This is a genomic window from Arthrobacter sp. TRD_SC_6 (assembly GCF_055361185.1).
This window is the reverse complement of sequence record NZ_CM143953.1, coordinates 2514892-2529851: the sequence shown is the minus strand read 5'-3', so window position 1 is coordinate 2529851 and position 14960 is coordinate 2514892. Positions and strand designations below refer to the sequence as shown.

At 63.7% G+C, this 14960-nt stretch carries 14 protein-coding genes; 9 read left to right on the top strand and 5 right to left on the bottom strand.

Translation table 11 applies throughout. The features are described 5' to 3' along the window. Window positions 1-90 precede the first annotated feature (90 nt). The 3 genes from ACWA1U_RS11905 to ACWA1U_RS11895 are packed head-to-tail and all read left to right on the top strand — an operon-like array spanning window position 91 to window position 2724. On the top strand, window positions 91-1038 hold the full coding sequence (locus ACWA1U_RS11905; protein ID WP_463722392.1) for an ABC transporter ATP-binding protein: 948 nt from the start codon (window positions 91-93) through the stop codon (window positions 1036-1038). A gap of 56 nt (window positions 1039-1094) precedes the next feature. Next, complete coding sequence (locus ACWA1U_RS11900; RefSeq protein WP_463725033.1) at window positions 1095-1775, top strand: ABC transporter permease; 681 nt, start codon at window positions 1095-1097, stop codon at window positions 1773-1775. A gap of 4 nt (window positions 1776-1779) precedes the next feature. Beyond that, on the top strand, window positions 1780-2724 hold the full coding sequence (locus tag ACWA1U_RS11895; RefSeq protein ID WP_463722391.1) for a COX15/CtaA family protein: 945 nt from the start codon (window positions 1780-1782) through the stop codon (window positions 2722-2724). Window positions 2725-2727: 3 nt separating this feature from the next. On the opposite strand, the gene ACWA1U_RS11890 is transcribed toward ACWA1U_RS11895, so the two are convergent. Together ACWA1U_RS11890 and ACWA1U_RS11885 are read right to left on the bottom strand one after the other, a co-directional pair. Further along, window positions 2728-3654 carry a dihydrodipicolinate synthase family protein gene (locus ACWA1U_RS11890; RefSeq protein ID WP_463722390.1) on the bottom strand — a complete coding sequence of 309 codons (927 nt, stop codon included), beginning with the start codon at window positions 3652-3654 and terminating at the stop codon, window positions 2728-2730. A gap of 61 nt (window positions 3655-3715) precedes the next feature. After that, the gene (locus ACWA1U_RS11885) at window positions 3716-4666 is read right to left on the bottom strand and encodes a heme o synthase (protein WP_463722389.1); all 951 of its coding nucleotides are present in this window, start codon (window positions 4664-4666) and stop codon (window positions 3716-3718) included. Window positions 4667-5061: 395 nt separating this feature from the next. Here ACWA1U_RS11885 and tkt point away from each other — a divergent pair, with 395 nt between their 5' ends. From tkt to pgl, 6 genes are read left to right on the top strand one after another with little or no spacing between them, the layout of a single operon-like run. Beyond that, a complete protein-coding gene (tkt, locus tag ACWA1U_RS11880; RefSeq protein WP_463722388.1) occupies window positions 5062-7242 on the top strand; it encodes a transketolase in 2181 nt (726 codons plus the stop codon). 43 nt (window positions 7243-7285) lie between these two features. Further along, window positions 7286-8404 (top strand): transaldolase, encoded by a 1119-nt coding sequence (gene tal, locus ACWA1U_RS11875; RefSeq protein WP_463722387.1) that lies wholly within the window; start codon window positions 7286-7288, stop codon window positions 8402-8404. Next, window positions 8405-10042 (top strand): glucose-6-phosphate isomerase, encoded by a 1638-nt coding sequence (locus ACWA1U_RS11870; protein ID WP_463722386.1) that lies wholly within the window; start codon window positions 8405-8407, stop codon window positions 10040-10042. It abuts the gene before it with no gap. Further along, window positions 10042-11583 (top strand): glucose-6-phosphate dehydrogenase, encoded by a 1542-nt coding sequence (gene zwf / locus ACWA1U_RS11865; protein WP_463722385.1) that lies wholly within the window; start codon window positions 10042-10044, stop codon window positions 11581-11583. Before ACWA1U_RS11870 ends, zwf begins: the two co-directional genes overlap by 1 nt. Further along, the gene (locus ACWA1U_RS11860; RefSeq protein ID WP_463722384.1) at window positions 11580-12521 is read left to right on the top strand and encodes a glucose-6-phosphate dehydrogenase assembly protein OpcA; all 942 of its coding nucleotides are present in this window, start codon (window positions 11580-11582) and stop codon (window positions 12519-12521) included. The genes zwf and ACWA1U_RS11860 overlap by 4 nt, the downstream gene beginning before the upstream one ends. Beyond that, window positions 12511-13323, top strand: coding sequence for a 6-phosphogluconolactonase (gene pgl / locus ACWA1U_RS11855; RefSeq protein WP_463722383.1), 813 nt, complete (start codon window positions 12511-12513; stop codon window positions 13321-13323). The genes ACWA1U_RS11860 and pgl overlap by 11 nt, the downstream gene beginning before the upstream one ends. 31 nt (window positions 13324-13354) lie before the next feature. On the opposite strand, the gene ACWA1U_RS11850 is transcribed toward pgl, so the two are convergent. From ACWA1U_RS11850 to tpiA, 3 genes are all read right to left on the bottom strand, one after another. Further along, complete coding sequence (locus ACWA1U_RS11850) at window positions 13355-13729, bottom strand: RNA polymerase-binding protein RbpA (protein ID WP_463722382.1); 375 nt, start codon at window positions 13727-13729, stop codon at window positions 13355-13357. A 132-nt stretch (window positions 13730-13861) separates the two neighbouring features. Continuing rightward, window positions 13862-14113 (bottom strand): preprotein translocase subunit SecG, encoded by a 252-nt coding sequence (secG, locus tag ACWA1U_RS11845; protein ID WP_026543639.1) that lies wholly within the window; start codon window positions 14111-14113, stop codon window positions 13862-13864. Window positions 14114-14132: 19 nt separating this feature from the next. After that, window positions 14133-14948, bottom strand: a complete 816-nt coding sequence (gene tpiA / locus ACWA1U_RS11840; protein ID WP_463722381.1) for a triose-phosphate isomerase — start codon at window positions 14946-14948, stop codon at window positions 14133-14135. Window positions 14949-14960: the final 12 nt, after the last annotated feature.

Sequence of the window (14960 nt, the reverse complement as noted above, 5' to 3'; positions counted from 1 at the left end):
ATGTATTCCATCCCGATGGTCCATTCCAGTAAGGAGAGGCTTCCCATTCAAACCGAATCGAGGGCGTACTACGTGGCGTAGAATTAGGCGGTGCCCTCCTCCCCACCCGCCCTCGAAATCCGCGGGCTCGTCAAGGACTTCGGCCCGGTCCCCGCGCTCGACGGGAAGATGGTCCGGGTGCTCGACGGCGTCGACCTCACCGCACGGTCCGGACAGGTAACTGCACTGCTGGGCGCCAACGGGGCGGGAAAGACAACCACCCTCGAATGCGCCCAGGGCCTGCAACGGCCCAGCGCGGGCGTGATCAGCCTCCTGGGAGAGGATCCCTGGCGGGCCGGCGCAGTGCTGCGCAGCAGGGTCGGCATCATGCTCCAGGAAGGCGGATTGCCGCCAGCGCTCCGCCCGCTTCCGCTGCTCAAGCATGTTGCCGGAATGTACTCAGCGCCGCGCAGTATCGGAGACCTCACGGAGCGGCTCGGCATTGGCTCTTTCGCCTCGACGAACATCCGCCGGCTCTCCGGCGGCCAGAAGCAGCGACTGGCATTGGCCTGCGCGCTGATCGGCAACCCTGAAGTACTCTTCCTCGATGAGCCCAGCGCGGGCTTGGATCCGCAATCGCGGCACATCGTGTTCGACCTGATCAATGAGCTTCGCACTGAGGGCCTCGCGATCATCCTCACCACTCATTTACTTGACGATGCCCAGAAACTGGCGGACTACGTCTACATCATTGACCAGGGCCGCACAGTGCGGCAGGGAACCGTCGCCGAACTGACCGCCCACACCCATGACACTGACAGGGAGCTGCGCTTCGAGGCTCCGCCGGGTCTTGTACTTCCCGCAGCCCTTCTGCCCCACCTCAGCACTGATGAATCAACACCGGGTACGTACTGCCTTGCCGGGGCGCTCACCCCCGAGGATCTCGTTGTGCTCGCACGATGGTGGGCTGATGAGGGAATCATGCCAAGCTCGATCAACCTGACGGCCCGCTCCCTTGAGGACGTCTTCCTCGACATCTCAGGTCGGGGTATCCGGTGAGCGCCACACCGCTCGCCCTGCGTGTGCTGCGGCACGGCCGCTACGAGACCGCCGCCATGCTGCGTAACGGCGAGCAGCTGGTCCTGGCGATTGTGCTGCCGCTCCTCGCGCTCGTTGCCGTTGCAGCCACTCCCCTCTTCGATGCCCTCGGCACATCGAGGCTGGAGACCGGCACACCCGGCGTCATAGCACTGTGTGTCCTTTCGACCGCGTTCACGGGCCAGGGCATCGCAACCGGGTTCGACCGCCGGTACGGAGTTCTTCGCTTCCTTTCGACCACACCGCTTGGACGCAACGGCCTCATCCTCGGAAAGGTGCTGGCAGTGGGAGCGGTGCTTGCGCTTCAGCTCGTGGTGATCGGAACAGCCGCTGTGCTGCTCGGTTGGCAGCCAGCGCTGGAAGGCATCTTTCCCGCCGTCGTACTGCTGGTGCCCGGTATCGCCGCGTTCACCGCGCTTGGACTGCTCATCGCGGGAACGCTCCGGCCCGAGGCTACCCTCGCCGTCACCAATCTGGTGTGGGTGCTGCTGGCCGCCGCCGGCGGCACCATCATTCCGCGCACCAGCCTTCCGGAAGCTGTGCAGCCGTTTGTGGCTGCGCTTCCATCATCCGCGCTCGGCGACGGACTACGCGCGGCCCTTGAAACCGGGACTTTCGATCCGGCATCTTTCGCCGTGCTCTGTGCCTGGTCCGCTGTAGCGGGCCTTGCGGCAGTGCGCTGGTTCAAATGGAGTTAGGACTATGACACAGCTTTCCCTCACCCAGCTGGCGGACCGCCTGCCAACTTCCGTTACCCCTACGGTCCGAGGACTGGCCGTGGCGTCGCTGGTTTCCCAAATCATGATCGTGGTCACCGGTGGCGCAGTGCGCCTCACGGCGTCGGGCCTCGGCTGCCCCGAATGGCCCCGCTGCACCGCGGACTCGATCATCGCCACAGAGGAGATGGGAGTCCACGGTGTCATTGAGTTCGGTAACCGCCTATTGACCTTCGTGCTGGTGATCATTGCGGTCGCGATGCTCGCCTCCCTGTGGCGGATGCGCCGGGATCGCCGGGATCTTTTCGTACCGGCGGTGTTGCTGCTGGCGGGCATCCCGTTGCAGGCAATCGTCGGCGGCATTTCGGTGTGGACCCAGCTCAATCCGTGGGTGGTCGGATGGCACTTCCTCATCTCGATGGGGCTGATCACGGTCGCCACGCTGCTGGTTAACCGCTCGCGGTTGTCTCCAGGGGAAGCGGTCACTGAAGCGGCACCCCGCGCGAACGCCCTGATCCGGCAGTTGCTCGTGGCAGCCGCGGTGCTGGTGGCGATCACCGTGGTGCTGGGGGTCATAGTGACCGGATCGGGTCCCCACGCCGGCGATGCAGGAGCTGCCAGGAACAATCTTGACCCGGACCTCATGACGCGGATCCACGCCGCACCCGTCTACCTGCTGGTGATCACGGTGCTTCTGCTCGTCATAGCCGCCTACCGGTCCCGCGTCGCTCCGGCGCTGCGGTCCGCGCTGGTGCTGCTCGCCATCGTCGTCCTGGCCCAAGGTGCCATCGGCTACCTGCAGCATTTCCTGCATCTGCCCGTGGCCTTGGTCGCTGCGCACATGCTTGGGGCCTCGCTGCTCACGGCAGCGATGGCAAACGCCGTCTACACAGGGTTCAGCCGGCGCAATCTCCCGGTGCACGTCAGCTAGCGTTCACCCGTTTCCTACGGTCGCTTCAGCTGGTGTGGAACCGTCATGATCATCGAACGCGTCGACCAGGCGGGCGAGTTCACGCTGCTCACTGCCTGCGACCGGCAGCAACGGACGCCGCGGGTTGCCGGCATCAATGCCGCGGGCCTTCGCAAGGGCGTGCAGTCCGCTGAGCTTTCGCATCCGCTGGACCGCCTGGACAACCGGCGCCAACCTGTCGCGCTCCCGGGCCGCCCCGTGCCTGTCTCCGGCAATAACGGCCGCCCGGAAAGAGGAGTAGCTCTCGGGTAGCAGTGCAGCCATCCCCGTATGCCAGGCGTCAGCGGCTACCTCTCCAGTCGCTATCAGGACATCGCCGCTCACGCCATGGCTGAGTGGCCGGTCCAACAGTTGGCGTAACTGGGTGACCCTTTCAGCAAAAAGCACCGGCGAGGATGCCGTGTCCTTGAATGCCGCCACCGTAGGCACCGCAGCGAGGCGCGCCACCAGGTCAAGGTCGAAGGAGAACTGCGTGGTTGACGGGTTGTTGTACAGGCAGATGGGCAAGTCAGTGGCAGCGGCCACCTCATCAACCAGCATTGCCACTTCATCGTCAGTGAGTGGCAGGTAGGACACCGGCGACAGCACTACGCCTGCCGCACCCAACTGAGCTGCCGCGCCCGCAGCGGCGACAACTTCGCGGGTCCCTACCGAGCTGATACCCACCGCAACCGGCACCCGGCCGTCGGCAGCCTCAACGGCGTCTGCGAGTACCCGCTTGCGCTCATCCGCATCGAGGTACGCGAAACTGCCCGAGGACCCCAGAACCGTGATGGCGTCCACGCCGGATGCGGCGAGGTTGCTGATGAGGTACTTCAGCTCCGCAGAATTGACGTCACCCGCTGTGTCGAAGGGGGTGACTGGATAGGCGACCACACCGTTGAAAACCATTACCCCATCCTAGGGCGCGATGCGGGCGGTGTGAGGTAGAGCCGAACCCAGCCGGCCAGTGTCAGGAGGCGAAAATTGCCGAGCCGAGAAACGGATCGATGGCGAGGGCAAGGAAGAGGATGGTCAGGTAGCTGATCGAACTGTGGAAAACCTTCATGGCACCCTTGCCCGTGGCGGTTCCTGCGCGTGCGGCAGCGTGAAGCTTGTGGGATTCGAAGATGAACCAGGCGCCACTCACCGCCGCCGCAACTGCGTATATCCAGCCTGCGCCCCCGACCGGCACAAGAAGCAGTGAGCAGATCACAGTGGCCCAGGCATAAAGGACAACCTGAACGGAAACCACCGACGCGCCCGCAATAGCCCCGAGCATCGGCACTTTGGCAGCATTGTAGTCATCGCTGTACTTCATGGACAGCGGCCAGTAATGCGGGGGTGTCCACAGGAAGATCACCAGGAAAAGCACCACCGCCGGCCACTGGACGGTTTCAGTCACGGCAGCCCAGGCGATCAGCACCGGCATGCAACCGGCAGCTCCACCCCAGACAATGTTCTGGGCGGTACGGCGCTTCAGGATGAGCGTGTAGACAACCACGTAGAAGAAAATCGCGGCGACCCCGAGCCACGCCGCAAGCGGATTAGTGCCAAACCAGAGAATGACGACGGCGGCAACACCGAGCGCCCAGGCGAAGATCAGCGCCTCCCGTGGCGTGACCTCCCCGGTTACGAGCGGACGATTGCCCGTTCGGTGCATGACTTTGTCAATGTCCCGGTCGATGTAGCAATTGAACGCACCGGCGCTGCCCGCGGCGAATGCCCCTCCCACCATGGTGGCAAGCACCAGGCCAAGCGAGGGGAAACCGCCCTGCGCAAAGATCATGGTGGGAAGCGTGGTCACCAGGAGAAGCTCGATGACGCGCGGTTTGGTTAGCGCCACGTAGGCGCGGAGCTTACGTGTTACTCCGCTTCTGCTCGGTTCCACGCTGGGCGCAGTTGCTACCTGGTCGATGTTCACTGAGGATGCTCTGCTTCTGAAAGAGGATAAAGTCCAACGCCATCATACCCGCTGGGAACTCTATTTTTACAGCTTGTAGAAGATGATCCCGGGCTGTCCCCCCTGACTGCTGGGGCTCTTTAACGTGTCGCTGTGTGACCCTTCACAAATGGTCCGCCACCGGCCGATCGGAAGCGGAAGCGCTATGGTTGCTTGTATCGCCTTAGGTCGCGTCTGAGACGGGATACATCCCGACGCGGAGTCCATCTTCACGGACGCAGTCCGGGCCGCACACAAAGGTAAGCAAGTTTTCAACGGTGAACGGCCGGCTGGCCTCGGGGGCTCTGGCCTCCGCAGCGCAGTCTTACTCGGCGCCGCGGCGCTGGCCGTGACGTATCAGAGAGGGGCCCGTAAACGTGCCACAGCTTGAAAAGCAGGAACTGCACTGGAACGAACTCGACGACCGCGCGGTTGACGCAGTCCGCGTGCTTGCGGCGGACGCCGTGGAGAAGGTGGGAAACGGACACCCCGGAACGGCAATGAGCCTGGCTCCAGCGGCATACCTGCTCTTCCAGAAATTCATGCGGCATGATCCAACGGATCCTGAGTGGACTGGACGCGATCGTTTTGTCCTCTCCCCCGGGCACACCTCGCTGACTCTCTACATCCAGCTCTTCCTGTCCGGCTACGGCCTCGAGCTTGAGGACCTGCAGTCACTCCGCACCTGGGGCTCGAAGACCCCGGGCCACCCCGAATACCGCCACACTGCCGGCGTCGAAATCACCACCGGCCCGCTGGGTCAGGGTCTTGCCTCCTCGGTTGGCTTTGCCTACGCCCAGCGCCGCATGCGCGGCCTGCTTGACCCTGAGGCACCGCAGGGCGAAAGCCCGTTCGACCACACCATCTGGGTGATTGCGTCAGACGGCGACCTCCAGGAAGGCGTGACCTCCGAGGCTTCCTCGCTCGCGGGCCACCAGGAATTGGGCAACCTCGTAGTCATTTACGACGAGAACCACATCTCCATCGAAGACGACACCGACATCGCGTTCACCGAGGACGTACTTGGCCGCTATGAAGCGTACGGCTGGCACACCCAGCGGGTTGACTGGACCAGGACCGGCGAATACGTCGAGGACATCCAGGAGCTCTACAATGCCCTGAGCGCCGCCAAGGCCGAGACTTCGCGCCCTTCGATCATCTCGTTGCGCACCATCATCGGTTGGCCCGCTCCGACCAAGCAGAACACCGGCAAGATCCACGGGTCCGCCCTGGGCAAGGACGAGGTAGCCGCGCTCAAGGAGACCCTCGGCCTCGATCCGGAAAAGCACTTCCAGATCGAGGAGGAGGTGCTCGCCCACGCCCGGAAGGTGATCGACCGCGGCCGTGAGGCACGCAGCGGCTGGGAAGAGGGTTTCACCGCCTGGAAGCAGGCCAACCCGGACAGCGCCGCACTGCTGGACAGAATTGCCGCCCGCGAACTTCCCGAGGGGTGGGAAACCAGCCTGCCGACTTTCGAGGCAGGCAAGGACGTCTCGACCCGCGCCGCATCCGGCAAGGTGCTGAGCGCCATCGGTCCCGTATTGCCCGAACTCTGGGGCGGCTCCGCTGACCTCGCAGAGTCGAACAACACCACCATCGAAGGTTCGCCCTCGTTCGTGCCTGCCAGCAAGCAGACTGACGCGTGGTCGGGCAACCCCTACGGCAGGGTCCTCCACTTCGGCATCCGTGAGCACGCTGCGGCTGCCATCGTCAATGGCATCGTGATGCACAGCAGCACCCGCGCCTTCTCTGGTACGTTCCTGATCTTCAGCGACTACCAGCGCCCGGCCATCCGCCTCGGAGCCCTTATGGGAGTGCCCGCAATCTACGTCTGGACCCATGACTCCATTGGCCTCGGCGAAGACGGACCCACACACCAGCCGGTCGAGCAGCTGGCGTCACTGCGCGCCATTCCAGGGCTCGACGTCGTCCGTCCCGGCGACGCCAACGAAGTGGCGGTCGCCTGGCGCACCATACTCGAGAACACTTCGAACCCCGCTGGCATCGTCCTGACCCGCCAGAACATTCCTACCTACAGCCGCGGGGACGGTGCGGCCTCCGGAGAGACCTTCGGTTCCGCCGACGGAGTCTCGAAGGGCGGTTACGTTCTCGCCGAGGCAACGAACGGCGAACCCGAGGTCATCATCATTGCCACGGGATCCGAAGTTCAGCTCGCCGTCGAAGCACGTGTTGCGCTCCAGAGGGACGGTATTGGCACCCGCGTGGTATCACTGCCGTGCCTTGAATGGTTCAACCAGCAGGACGAGGCCTACCGCGAGTCTGTGCTTCCCTCCAACGTCCGTGCGCGGGTTTCCGTTGAAGCCGGTATTGCGCTGGGCTGGCGGGAGCTCGTCGGCGACGCCGGCCGTTCCATCTCGCTCGAGCACTTCGGGGCTTCGGCTGATTACAAGACACTCTTCCGTGAGTTTGGCATCACCACCGAGGCGGTCGTTGAGGCCGCACGCGAATCCATCAGCGCAGCCGGTAAGCAGGGCGCGCCCGATGGCACCTCGGGCGCTTCCGGCGCATCCGCCTCGACCACCGGCGATCGCCAGTAGTTTCCTCGCAGATCACTTTCCACCTGGTTCAAGGAGAAAAACAATGACTTCCACTCCCACCGCCGCACTGTCCAACGCTGGCGTCTCGATCTGGCTGGATGACCTCTCTCGCGAGCGGATCACCTCCGGTACGCTGCAGGCACTGATCACCGAGCGCGACGTCGTCGGTGTCACCACCAACCCGAGCATCTTCGCCGCTGCGCTGAAGAACGGCGAGTCCTATTCGACGCAGGTTCAGCAGCTCGCTGCAGAAGGGGCCGACGTCGACACCGCGGTTTTCGAGATCACCACCACCGATGTGGCCCAGGCCTGCGACGTGTTCGCAGCTGTCGCCAACGAGACCAACGGAGTCGATGGCCGTGTCTCCATTGAGGTTGACCCGCGACTTGCCCGGGACACCGCCGGAACGATTGCCGCCGCGCGCCATCTGTTCGACGTCGTCAAGCGCAGCAACGTCCTGATCAAGATTCCGGCAACAGAGGAAGGGCTCGAGGCCATCTCTGAGACCCTCGCGGCCGGCATCAGCGTCAATGTAACCCTGATCTTCTCGCTTGAGCGCTACCGTGCGGTGATCAACGCGTTCATGGTCGGGCTGGAGCAGGCCAAGGAAAACGGCCACGATCTGTCCACCATCCACTCAGTGGCTTCGTTCTTCGTTTCGCGGGTCGATGCCGAGATCGACAAGCGTCTCGATGCCCTCGGCACCGAGGAAGCAACGGGTCTCCGGGGCAAGGCCGGGCTGGCCAACGCCCGCCTGGCCTACCAGGTGTTCGAGGAGGCCTTCAGCTCCGAGCGCTGGAAGGTGCTCGCCGCAGCCGATGCCCGGCCGCAACGCGCTCTGTGGGCTTCGACCGGAGTCAAGGATCCCGCCTACCCGGACACGCTCTACGTAACCGGACTGGTAGCCGCTGACGTTGTCAACACCATGCCTGAGAAAACCCTTGAGGCCACCGCTGACCACGGTGAAGTCACGGGAGACACCATTACGGGGACCTACGAGGAGTCCAATGAGGTCCTCAACCGCCTGGAAGCGCTGGGCATTTCCTACCAGGAGGTTGTCGAGCTTCTTGAAACCGAAGGTCTCGACAAGTTCGTGGTGAGCTGGAGTGAACTGCTCGAGACGGTCAACACCGCTCTGGAGTCAGCGAAGGGCAACGCGTAGATGGCTACCCTTTTCATCAACGCATCCGGCGCAGCGGCCGAGGCGATCGAGCGTGCTACCCCGGAACTGGTCGCAGATAGAGTCGCGTCCCGCCTGTTGGCCAAGGACGCCACGCTCTGGGGGCCAGAGGCGGAGGAAGAAGCGTCCGTCCGGCTTGGGTGGGTAGACCTCATTGATGCCTCCCGCGAACTCCTTCCTGCGATTGATCGCCTGCGCACTGATCTTTCGGCAGAGGGCGTGAACCACGTTGTGCTCTGCGGCATGGGTGGTTCGTCGCTGGCTCCGGAAGTCATCACGCGTACCGCTGGAGTGGAACTGACAGTGCTGGACTCCACAGACCCCGACCAGGTTCGGGCAGCACTGGGCGATCGCCTCGCAACGACGGCGATCGTGGTGTCCTCCAAGTCCGGGTCCACGGTTGAGACCGATTCCCAGCGCCGTACGTTCGAGCATGCCTTCACTGAGGCCGGCATCGACGCACGCAGCCGGATCATCATTGTCACCGACCCAGGGTCGCCGTTGGATGAGTCCGCCCGCGCCGCTGGCTACCGCGCCGTGTTCAATGCCAACCCCAACGTAGGCGGCCGGTACTCCGCGCTCACCGCTTTCGGGCTGGTTCCGTCAGGACTCGCCGGTGCCGACGTCGCAGGCCTCCTTGATGACGCAGAATCGATCGCCGAGTTCCTCGGAGACGACGACGCCGGCAACGTCGGCCTTCGTCTTGGCGCCGTCCTGGGCGGCACGCAGCCGCTGCGCGACAAGATCGTCTTTGTCGACGAGGGTTCGGGCATCGTCGGTTTGGGCGACTGGGTTGAGCAGCTCATTGCCGAGTCCACCGGCAAGTTGGGCACGGGTGTTCTGCCGGTCGTCGTCGAACAGGGCGCTCCGGAGCTCACCTCCGCGGCTCCCGATGTCCTGGCCGTCCGCCTGGTCTCCCCCGATGACCATGTGGAGCCCGACGGCGATGCCGTTGCGGTGGGCGGAAGCCTCGGTAGCCAGCTGCTTGTCTGGGAGTTCGCGACGGCGGTTGCCGGACGACTGCTAGGAATCAACCCCTTTGACCAGCCGGACGTGGAAGCAGCCAAAACTGCCGCGCGCGGGTTGCTCGATGCGCAGCCTGCTGCAGAGGCTCCGAACTTCGTTGACGGTGCCGTTGAGGTCCGTGGATCTGCGGCCCTGCTGGGTTCCGCCAGCACCCTGGGCGAAGCGCTGGAAGCACTGTTCGGCGCCCTGGAGTCCAACGGCTACCTTGCTGTCCAGGCCTACCTTGACCGGATCGGCGAAGCGCCGCTGGCAGAGATCCGGCCGGTCCTTGCCGCCGCTACCGCACGTCCGGTCACCTTCGGGTGGGGCCCGCGTTTCCTCCACTCAACCGGCCAGTTCCACAAGGGCGGTACCCCCGTGGGTGCCTTCCTGCAGATCACCGGTGCAGCATCCGTCGACCTCACCATCCCTGAGCGTCCGTTCAGTTTCGGTGAGCTGATCACCGCGCAGGCTGCCGGAGACGCGCAGGTGCTTGAGGATGCGGGAAGGCCGGTGCTCCGGCTGCACTTCGCTGACCGTGCTGCCGGGGTGCAACAACTCCGAGGCGTGATCGATCACCTGTCCGGCCAAGCTGCTGAAGACGGAAACGGGTAATGCCTGAGAGAGTAAAGCGGGGCAGGAATCCGCTGCGGGATCCCCGCGACCGGAGGCTGAACCGCATTGCGGGCCCTTCTTCGCTGGTGTTGTTCGGCGTCACCGGCGACCTTGCACGCAAGAAGCTGATGCCAGCCGTCTATGATCTTGCCAACCGCGGTCTGCTGCCGCCGAGTTTTGCGCTGATCGGGTTCGGCCGGCGTGACTGGAGCAACGAGGATTTCGCTGGGCAGGTGCGCTCCTCCGTGGAGCAGTACGCCCGCACCCCGTTCAATGAGACGGTCTGGGAGCAGCTCTCGGCAGGCATTCGTTTCGTGCAGGGAAACTTCGACGACGACGATGCCTTCGTCGAGCTGAAACGCACCGTCGAGGAACTCGATGCCACCCGCGGTACCCGCGGCAACCACGCGTTCTACCTTTCCATCCCACCGAAAGCATTCGAGCTTGTGTGCCAAAAGCTTTCCGAGCACGGGTTGGCAGAGGGCGACGAAGGCACCTGGCGCCGCGTCGTCATCGAGAAGCCGTTCGGGCACAACCTGCAGTCCGCACGGGAGCTGAACAGCATTGTCGAACAGGTCTTCCCGGCTGACGCCGTCTTCCGGATCGATCATTACCTCGGCAAGGAGACCGTCCAGAACATCCTGGCGCTGCGCTTTGCAAACCAGTTGTTCGAGCCGCTCTGGAATGCCAACTATGTTGACCATGTCCAGATCACTATGGCGGAGGACATCGGCATCGGCGGAAGGGCGGGATATTACGACGGCGTCGGCGCCGCCCGGGATGTCATCCAGAACCACCTCCTGCAATTGCTCGCGCTGACGGCCATGGAAGAACCCATCTCCTTCAACGCCGAGGACCTCCGTGCGGAAAAGGAGAAGGTCCTTGCGGCGGTCAAGCTGCCCGAAGACCTCTCCACTCATTCCGCGCGCGGACAGTACGACGGCGGGTGGCAAGGCGGCGAACTCGTCAACGGATTCCTCGATGAGGAAGGCATTCCCGCCGATTCGACCACGGAAACGTTTGCGGCTATCCGCCTGGACATCAACACGCGGCGCTGGAGTGGAGTTCCGTTCTATCTCCGCGCAGGCAAGCGGTTGGGACGCAGAGTGACCGAAATTGCCGTCGTCTTCAAGCGCGCGCCCAACCTTTTGTTCCGGGACCACGGGGAAGACGACTTCGGACAGAACGCCGTCGTCATCCGTGTCCAACCCGACGAGGGCGCGACCATCCGCTTTGGGTCGAAGGTTCCGGGAACGCAGATGGAGGTCCGGGATGTGACCATGGACTTCGGTTACGGCCATTCGTTCACCGAATCCAGCCCGGAAGCCTATGAGCGCCTCATCCTCGATGTGCTGCTTGGCGAGCCACCCCTGTTCCCCCGTCACCAGGAAGTCGAGCTGTCCTGGAAGATCCTGGATCCTTTCGAGGAGTACTGGGATTCGATTGGCTCGTCGCCGCAGAAGTACGTTCCGGGCAGCTGGGGTCCGGCGGCGGCTGACGAACTGCTGGCACGCGATGGAAGGACCTGGAGGCGGCCATGATCGTTGATCTTCCCGACACAACCACGTCGAAGGTCTCGAAGGAGATCATGACCATGCGGGACAAGGGTGGCGTCGTCGCCCTTGGCCGCGTCCTGACCCTGGTGGTAATCACCCGGTCCGGCTACGAGGAGGAGGCGATCCTCGCAGCCAACGAAGCAAGCCGCGAGCACCCGTGCCGCATCATCGTTCTTGCCGAGGGCTCAGCAACAGAAGAGACCCGCCTGGACGCGCAGATCCGCGTGGGCGGTGACGCCGGTGCGTCCGAGGTGATTGTGCTCAAGGGGTTCGGGCAGCTGGCGGATGAGAGCGAGTCTCTGGTGTCGGCACTGCTCCTGCCCGATGCGCCGATTGTCGCCTGGTGGCCGCACGGCGTCCCGGAGGCAGCTGCGCGCACGTCGATCGGCAGCATTGCGCACCGCCGGATCACCGACTCGGCTAACGAATCGGACCCGACTGCTGCGCTGTTCAATATCCGCCGCACCTACGAGGCCGGGGACACCGATCTCGCCTGGACGCGTCTGACCAACTGGCGTATCCAGCTTGCCGCCGTCGTAGAGCAGCTTGACGACACTCCCATCACCGCGGTCACCGTCGAGGGTGCATCAGATTCCCCCAGCACGGTGCTGCTCGCCGCCTGGCTCACGCTGGCGCTCGACATTCCGGTCACCATTGCGGCCGGACCACCGGGCACAGGCCTCCACCGCGTGCGGCTCAGCCGCCCGTCGGGAGACGTCGAACTCAACCGTCCGCACCGGTCGGTTGCCGAGCTGTACCAGCCTGACCAGCCCGTCCAGCGAATTTCCCTGCCACGGCGCAGCCTGCAAGACTGTCTCGCGGAAGAGTTGCGGAGGCTGGACCCCGATGACGTGTTCGGGGAAGTCATCACCGAAGGGCTCGCACGAACCAACCTGAGGAGCGTACGAACCAGTGAACGCTGAGCCGAAAGTCAGTGTCCATCCCAATTCGGAGCTGCTTGCCGCGACCGTAGCCGCACGGCTGGTCACGCGCCTGGTGGATATCCAGAACGAACGCGGAGCCGCCACAGTCGTCCTCACGGGCGGGACCCTTGGTATTGGGGCGCTGCGTGCAGTGGCCCAGTCGCCTGCCCGCTCTGCTGTGGACTGGACCGCCGTCGACTTCTGGTGGGGGGATGAGCGCTTCCTGCCTGCGGATCACGCGGACCGCAACGCCGTTCAGGCCAGAGCTGCCCTCCTGGACCAGCTGGACATCTCCCCGGACCGGATCCATGAGTTCGGCGCGGCAGATGCCTTCGCCACCGAGGACGACGCCGCCACGGACTACGCCCTCCGCCTTCAGCAAGCTGCCGAGAAGGAAGCCGCTGAAGACATCGAGCTGCGTGATTCACGGCTTCCCCGCTTCGACATCCTTCTTCTCGGAGTTGGGCCGGACGCACACATCGCGTCGCTGTTTCCTGAAATGGCTGGGATCCGTTCCAAGGGCGAGACAGTCATTGGGGTGACCGGTGCGCCCAAGCCACCGTCCGAGCGCGTCAGCCTGACCCTCGAAGCCATCAATTCGGCCGAGGAAATCTGGCTGGGAGTGGCGGGCCAGGATAAGGCGGGCGCTGTTGGCCTGGCCCTTGCAGGGGCTGGTCCGGTCCAGGTACCCGCTGCGGGAGCGCGTGGCCGAAAGAAGACCCTGTGGTTGATCGATCAGGAAGCCGCAAGCCAGCTTCCAGGGCGTCTGATCGGTTCCCAAGACGCTGACACTCTCCCGTAGGCGGGCCGGTCAGCTTTAGAGCCCTCCAGCTTCAGGGCTTATTGCGCTGGCGCAGCTTCATCAGCGCTTCCTCCAGCGCCTGTTCGGCTTCCGCCTCGGTTCGGCGTTCCTTGGCGTACTGAAGGTGGCTCTTGTACGGTTCGTCGCCATCCACGCTCAGGTCGGTTCCGGGTGATCGTCCCGCGGGCCGTCCGCAGCGACCGCACTCCCATGTTTCGGGTATTTCGGGATCACTCAGCTTTGCGAAGGTTGGCCGGGTTTCGTGGCCGTCCAGGCACCAGTAACTGACCACCGTTCGAGCTGCGGGCGGTGTGCTCCGCTCAGCTTCAGGATGCCGACCTGTTGCGCTGGAACTGTACTCAGCGCCTATCCTCGTTCCCTTAAAAGCGTGTCCCGCGTTCACCATGGATTTCTCCGATCAATACCGCACACGACCTGCGTTGAGGATCAGTGTACGCTCTTCGATGGTGAACGCGGGACTGCAAAATACGCTTCCGCAAGTTTCTCCGGATGCCTCCTGAGAGGTGTCAGGGACGGGTCAGGAATCGCCCGCGAACCGCTGGATCAGGCCGAGTGCAACGATGACGACACCCCACGCCAGTCCAAGAGCAACGGTAAAACGGTTGAGATTGCGCTCCGCAACTCCGGACGAACCCATGCTGGTGGTCATCCCGCCGCCGAACATATCCGACATACCGCCGCCGCGTCCCTTATGAAGAAGGATCAACAGCGTCAGTAGAAGGCTGGTGATGCCCAGCAGAACAAGCAGGATGATACGGAGAATTTCCACAGTGACCTTTCGGCGTGACCTAGTCGGTCACCAGATGGTGCTCGAACCTGACAATGTTAGCAAACTCCGATACATCGAGACTCGCACCGCCGACCAGGACGCCGTCGACGTCGCGCTCCTTCAGGATGGCGGCAACATTCGATGCTTTCACGGAACCGCCGTAAAGCAGCCGCACACGCGCCGCCACTGAGTCGTCGAACAGTGAGGCAAGTTCGGTGCGGATAGCAGCGCACATCTCCTGTGCGTCCTCCGGTCCCGCGACCTCGCCCGTGCCGATCGCCCATACGGGCTCGTATGCGACCACCAGGCGGCCGGCGTCGCTGGACTGGAGTCCTTCGACTCCCCGGCGCAGTTGTTCGAGCGTGTGCTCGACGTGCTGGCCCGACTGCCGGACCTCAAGTCCCTCACCTACGCAGAGAATAGGCAGAACGTTGTGCCGATAGGCGGCATGTACCTTCTGATTCAGCAGCTCATCGGACTCCTGGTGGATTGCCCGCCGTTCTGAATGGCCCACGAGTACGTACTCACAGCCGAGCTTCTCGAGGAACTGCCCGGAGATGTCTCCCGTGTAGGCGCCAGAATCGTGTGGAGAAAGGTCCTGGCCGCCATACACCACACTCAGGTCATCGCCCTTGACCAGGGTCTGCACACCGCGCAGGTCCGTGAAGGGCGGGAAGACCGCTACTTCCACCCGCGCGTGATCGTGGTTGGCGTCATCCAGCGTCCATGCCAGCTTTTGGAGGAGGGTGATTCCCTGGACATGGTCCAGGTTCATCTTCCAGTTGCCGGCAATCAGCGGACGGCGATCGTACTTGCCATTCGTTGATGAAGTCATCAATTCTCCAGT

Excerpts from the sequence above, each read along its gene's own strand:
- ACWA1U_RS11860 (WP_463722384.1), top strand. The coding sequence starts at position 11,580 with ATGATCGTTGATCTTCCCGACACAACCACGTCGAAGGTCTCGAAGGAG.
- ACWA1U_RS11895 (WP_463722391.1), top strand. The coding sequence starts at position 1,780 with ATGACACAGCTTTCCCTCACCCAGCTGGCGGACCGCCTGCCAACTTCC.
- ACWA1U_RS11900 (WP_463725033.1), top strand. The coding sequence starts at position 1,095 with ATGCTGCGTAACGGCGAGCAGCTGGTCCTGGCGATTGTGCTGCCGCTC.
- tpiA (WP_463722381.1), bottom strand. The coding sequence starts at position 14,948 with ATGACTTCATCAACGAATGGCAAGTACGATCGCCGTCCGCTGATTGCC.
- ACWA1U_RS11890 (WP_463722390.1), bottom strand. The coding sequence starts at position 3,654 with ATGGTTTTCAACGGTGTGGTCGCCTATCCAGTCACCCCCTTCGACACA.
- zwf (WP_463722385.1), top strand. The coding sequence starts at position 10,042 with ATGCCTGAGAGAGTAAAGCGGGGCAGGAATCCGCTGCGGGATCCCCGC.
- ACWA1U_RS11850 (WP_463722382.1), bottom strand. The coding sequence starts at position 13,729 with ATGGTGAACGCGGGACACGCTTTTAAGGGAACGAGGATAGGCGCTGAG.
- ACWA1U_RS11870 (WP_463722386.1), top strand. The coding sequence starts at position 8,405 with ATGGCTACCCTTTTCATCAACGCATCCGGCGCAGCGGCCGAGGCGATC.
- tal (WP_463722387.1), top strand. The coding sequence starts at position 7,286 with ATGACTTCCACTCCCACCGCCGCACTGTCCAACGCTGGCGTCTCGATC.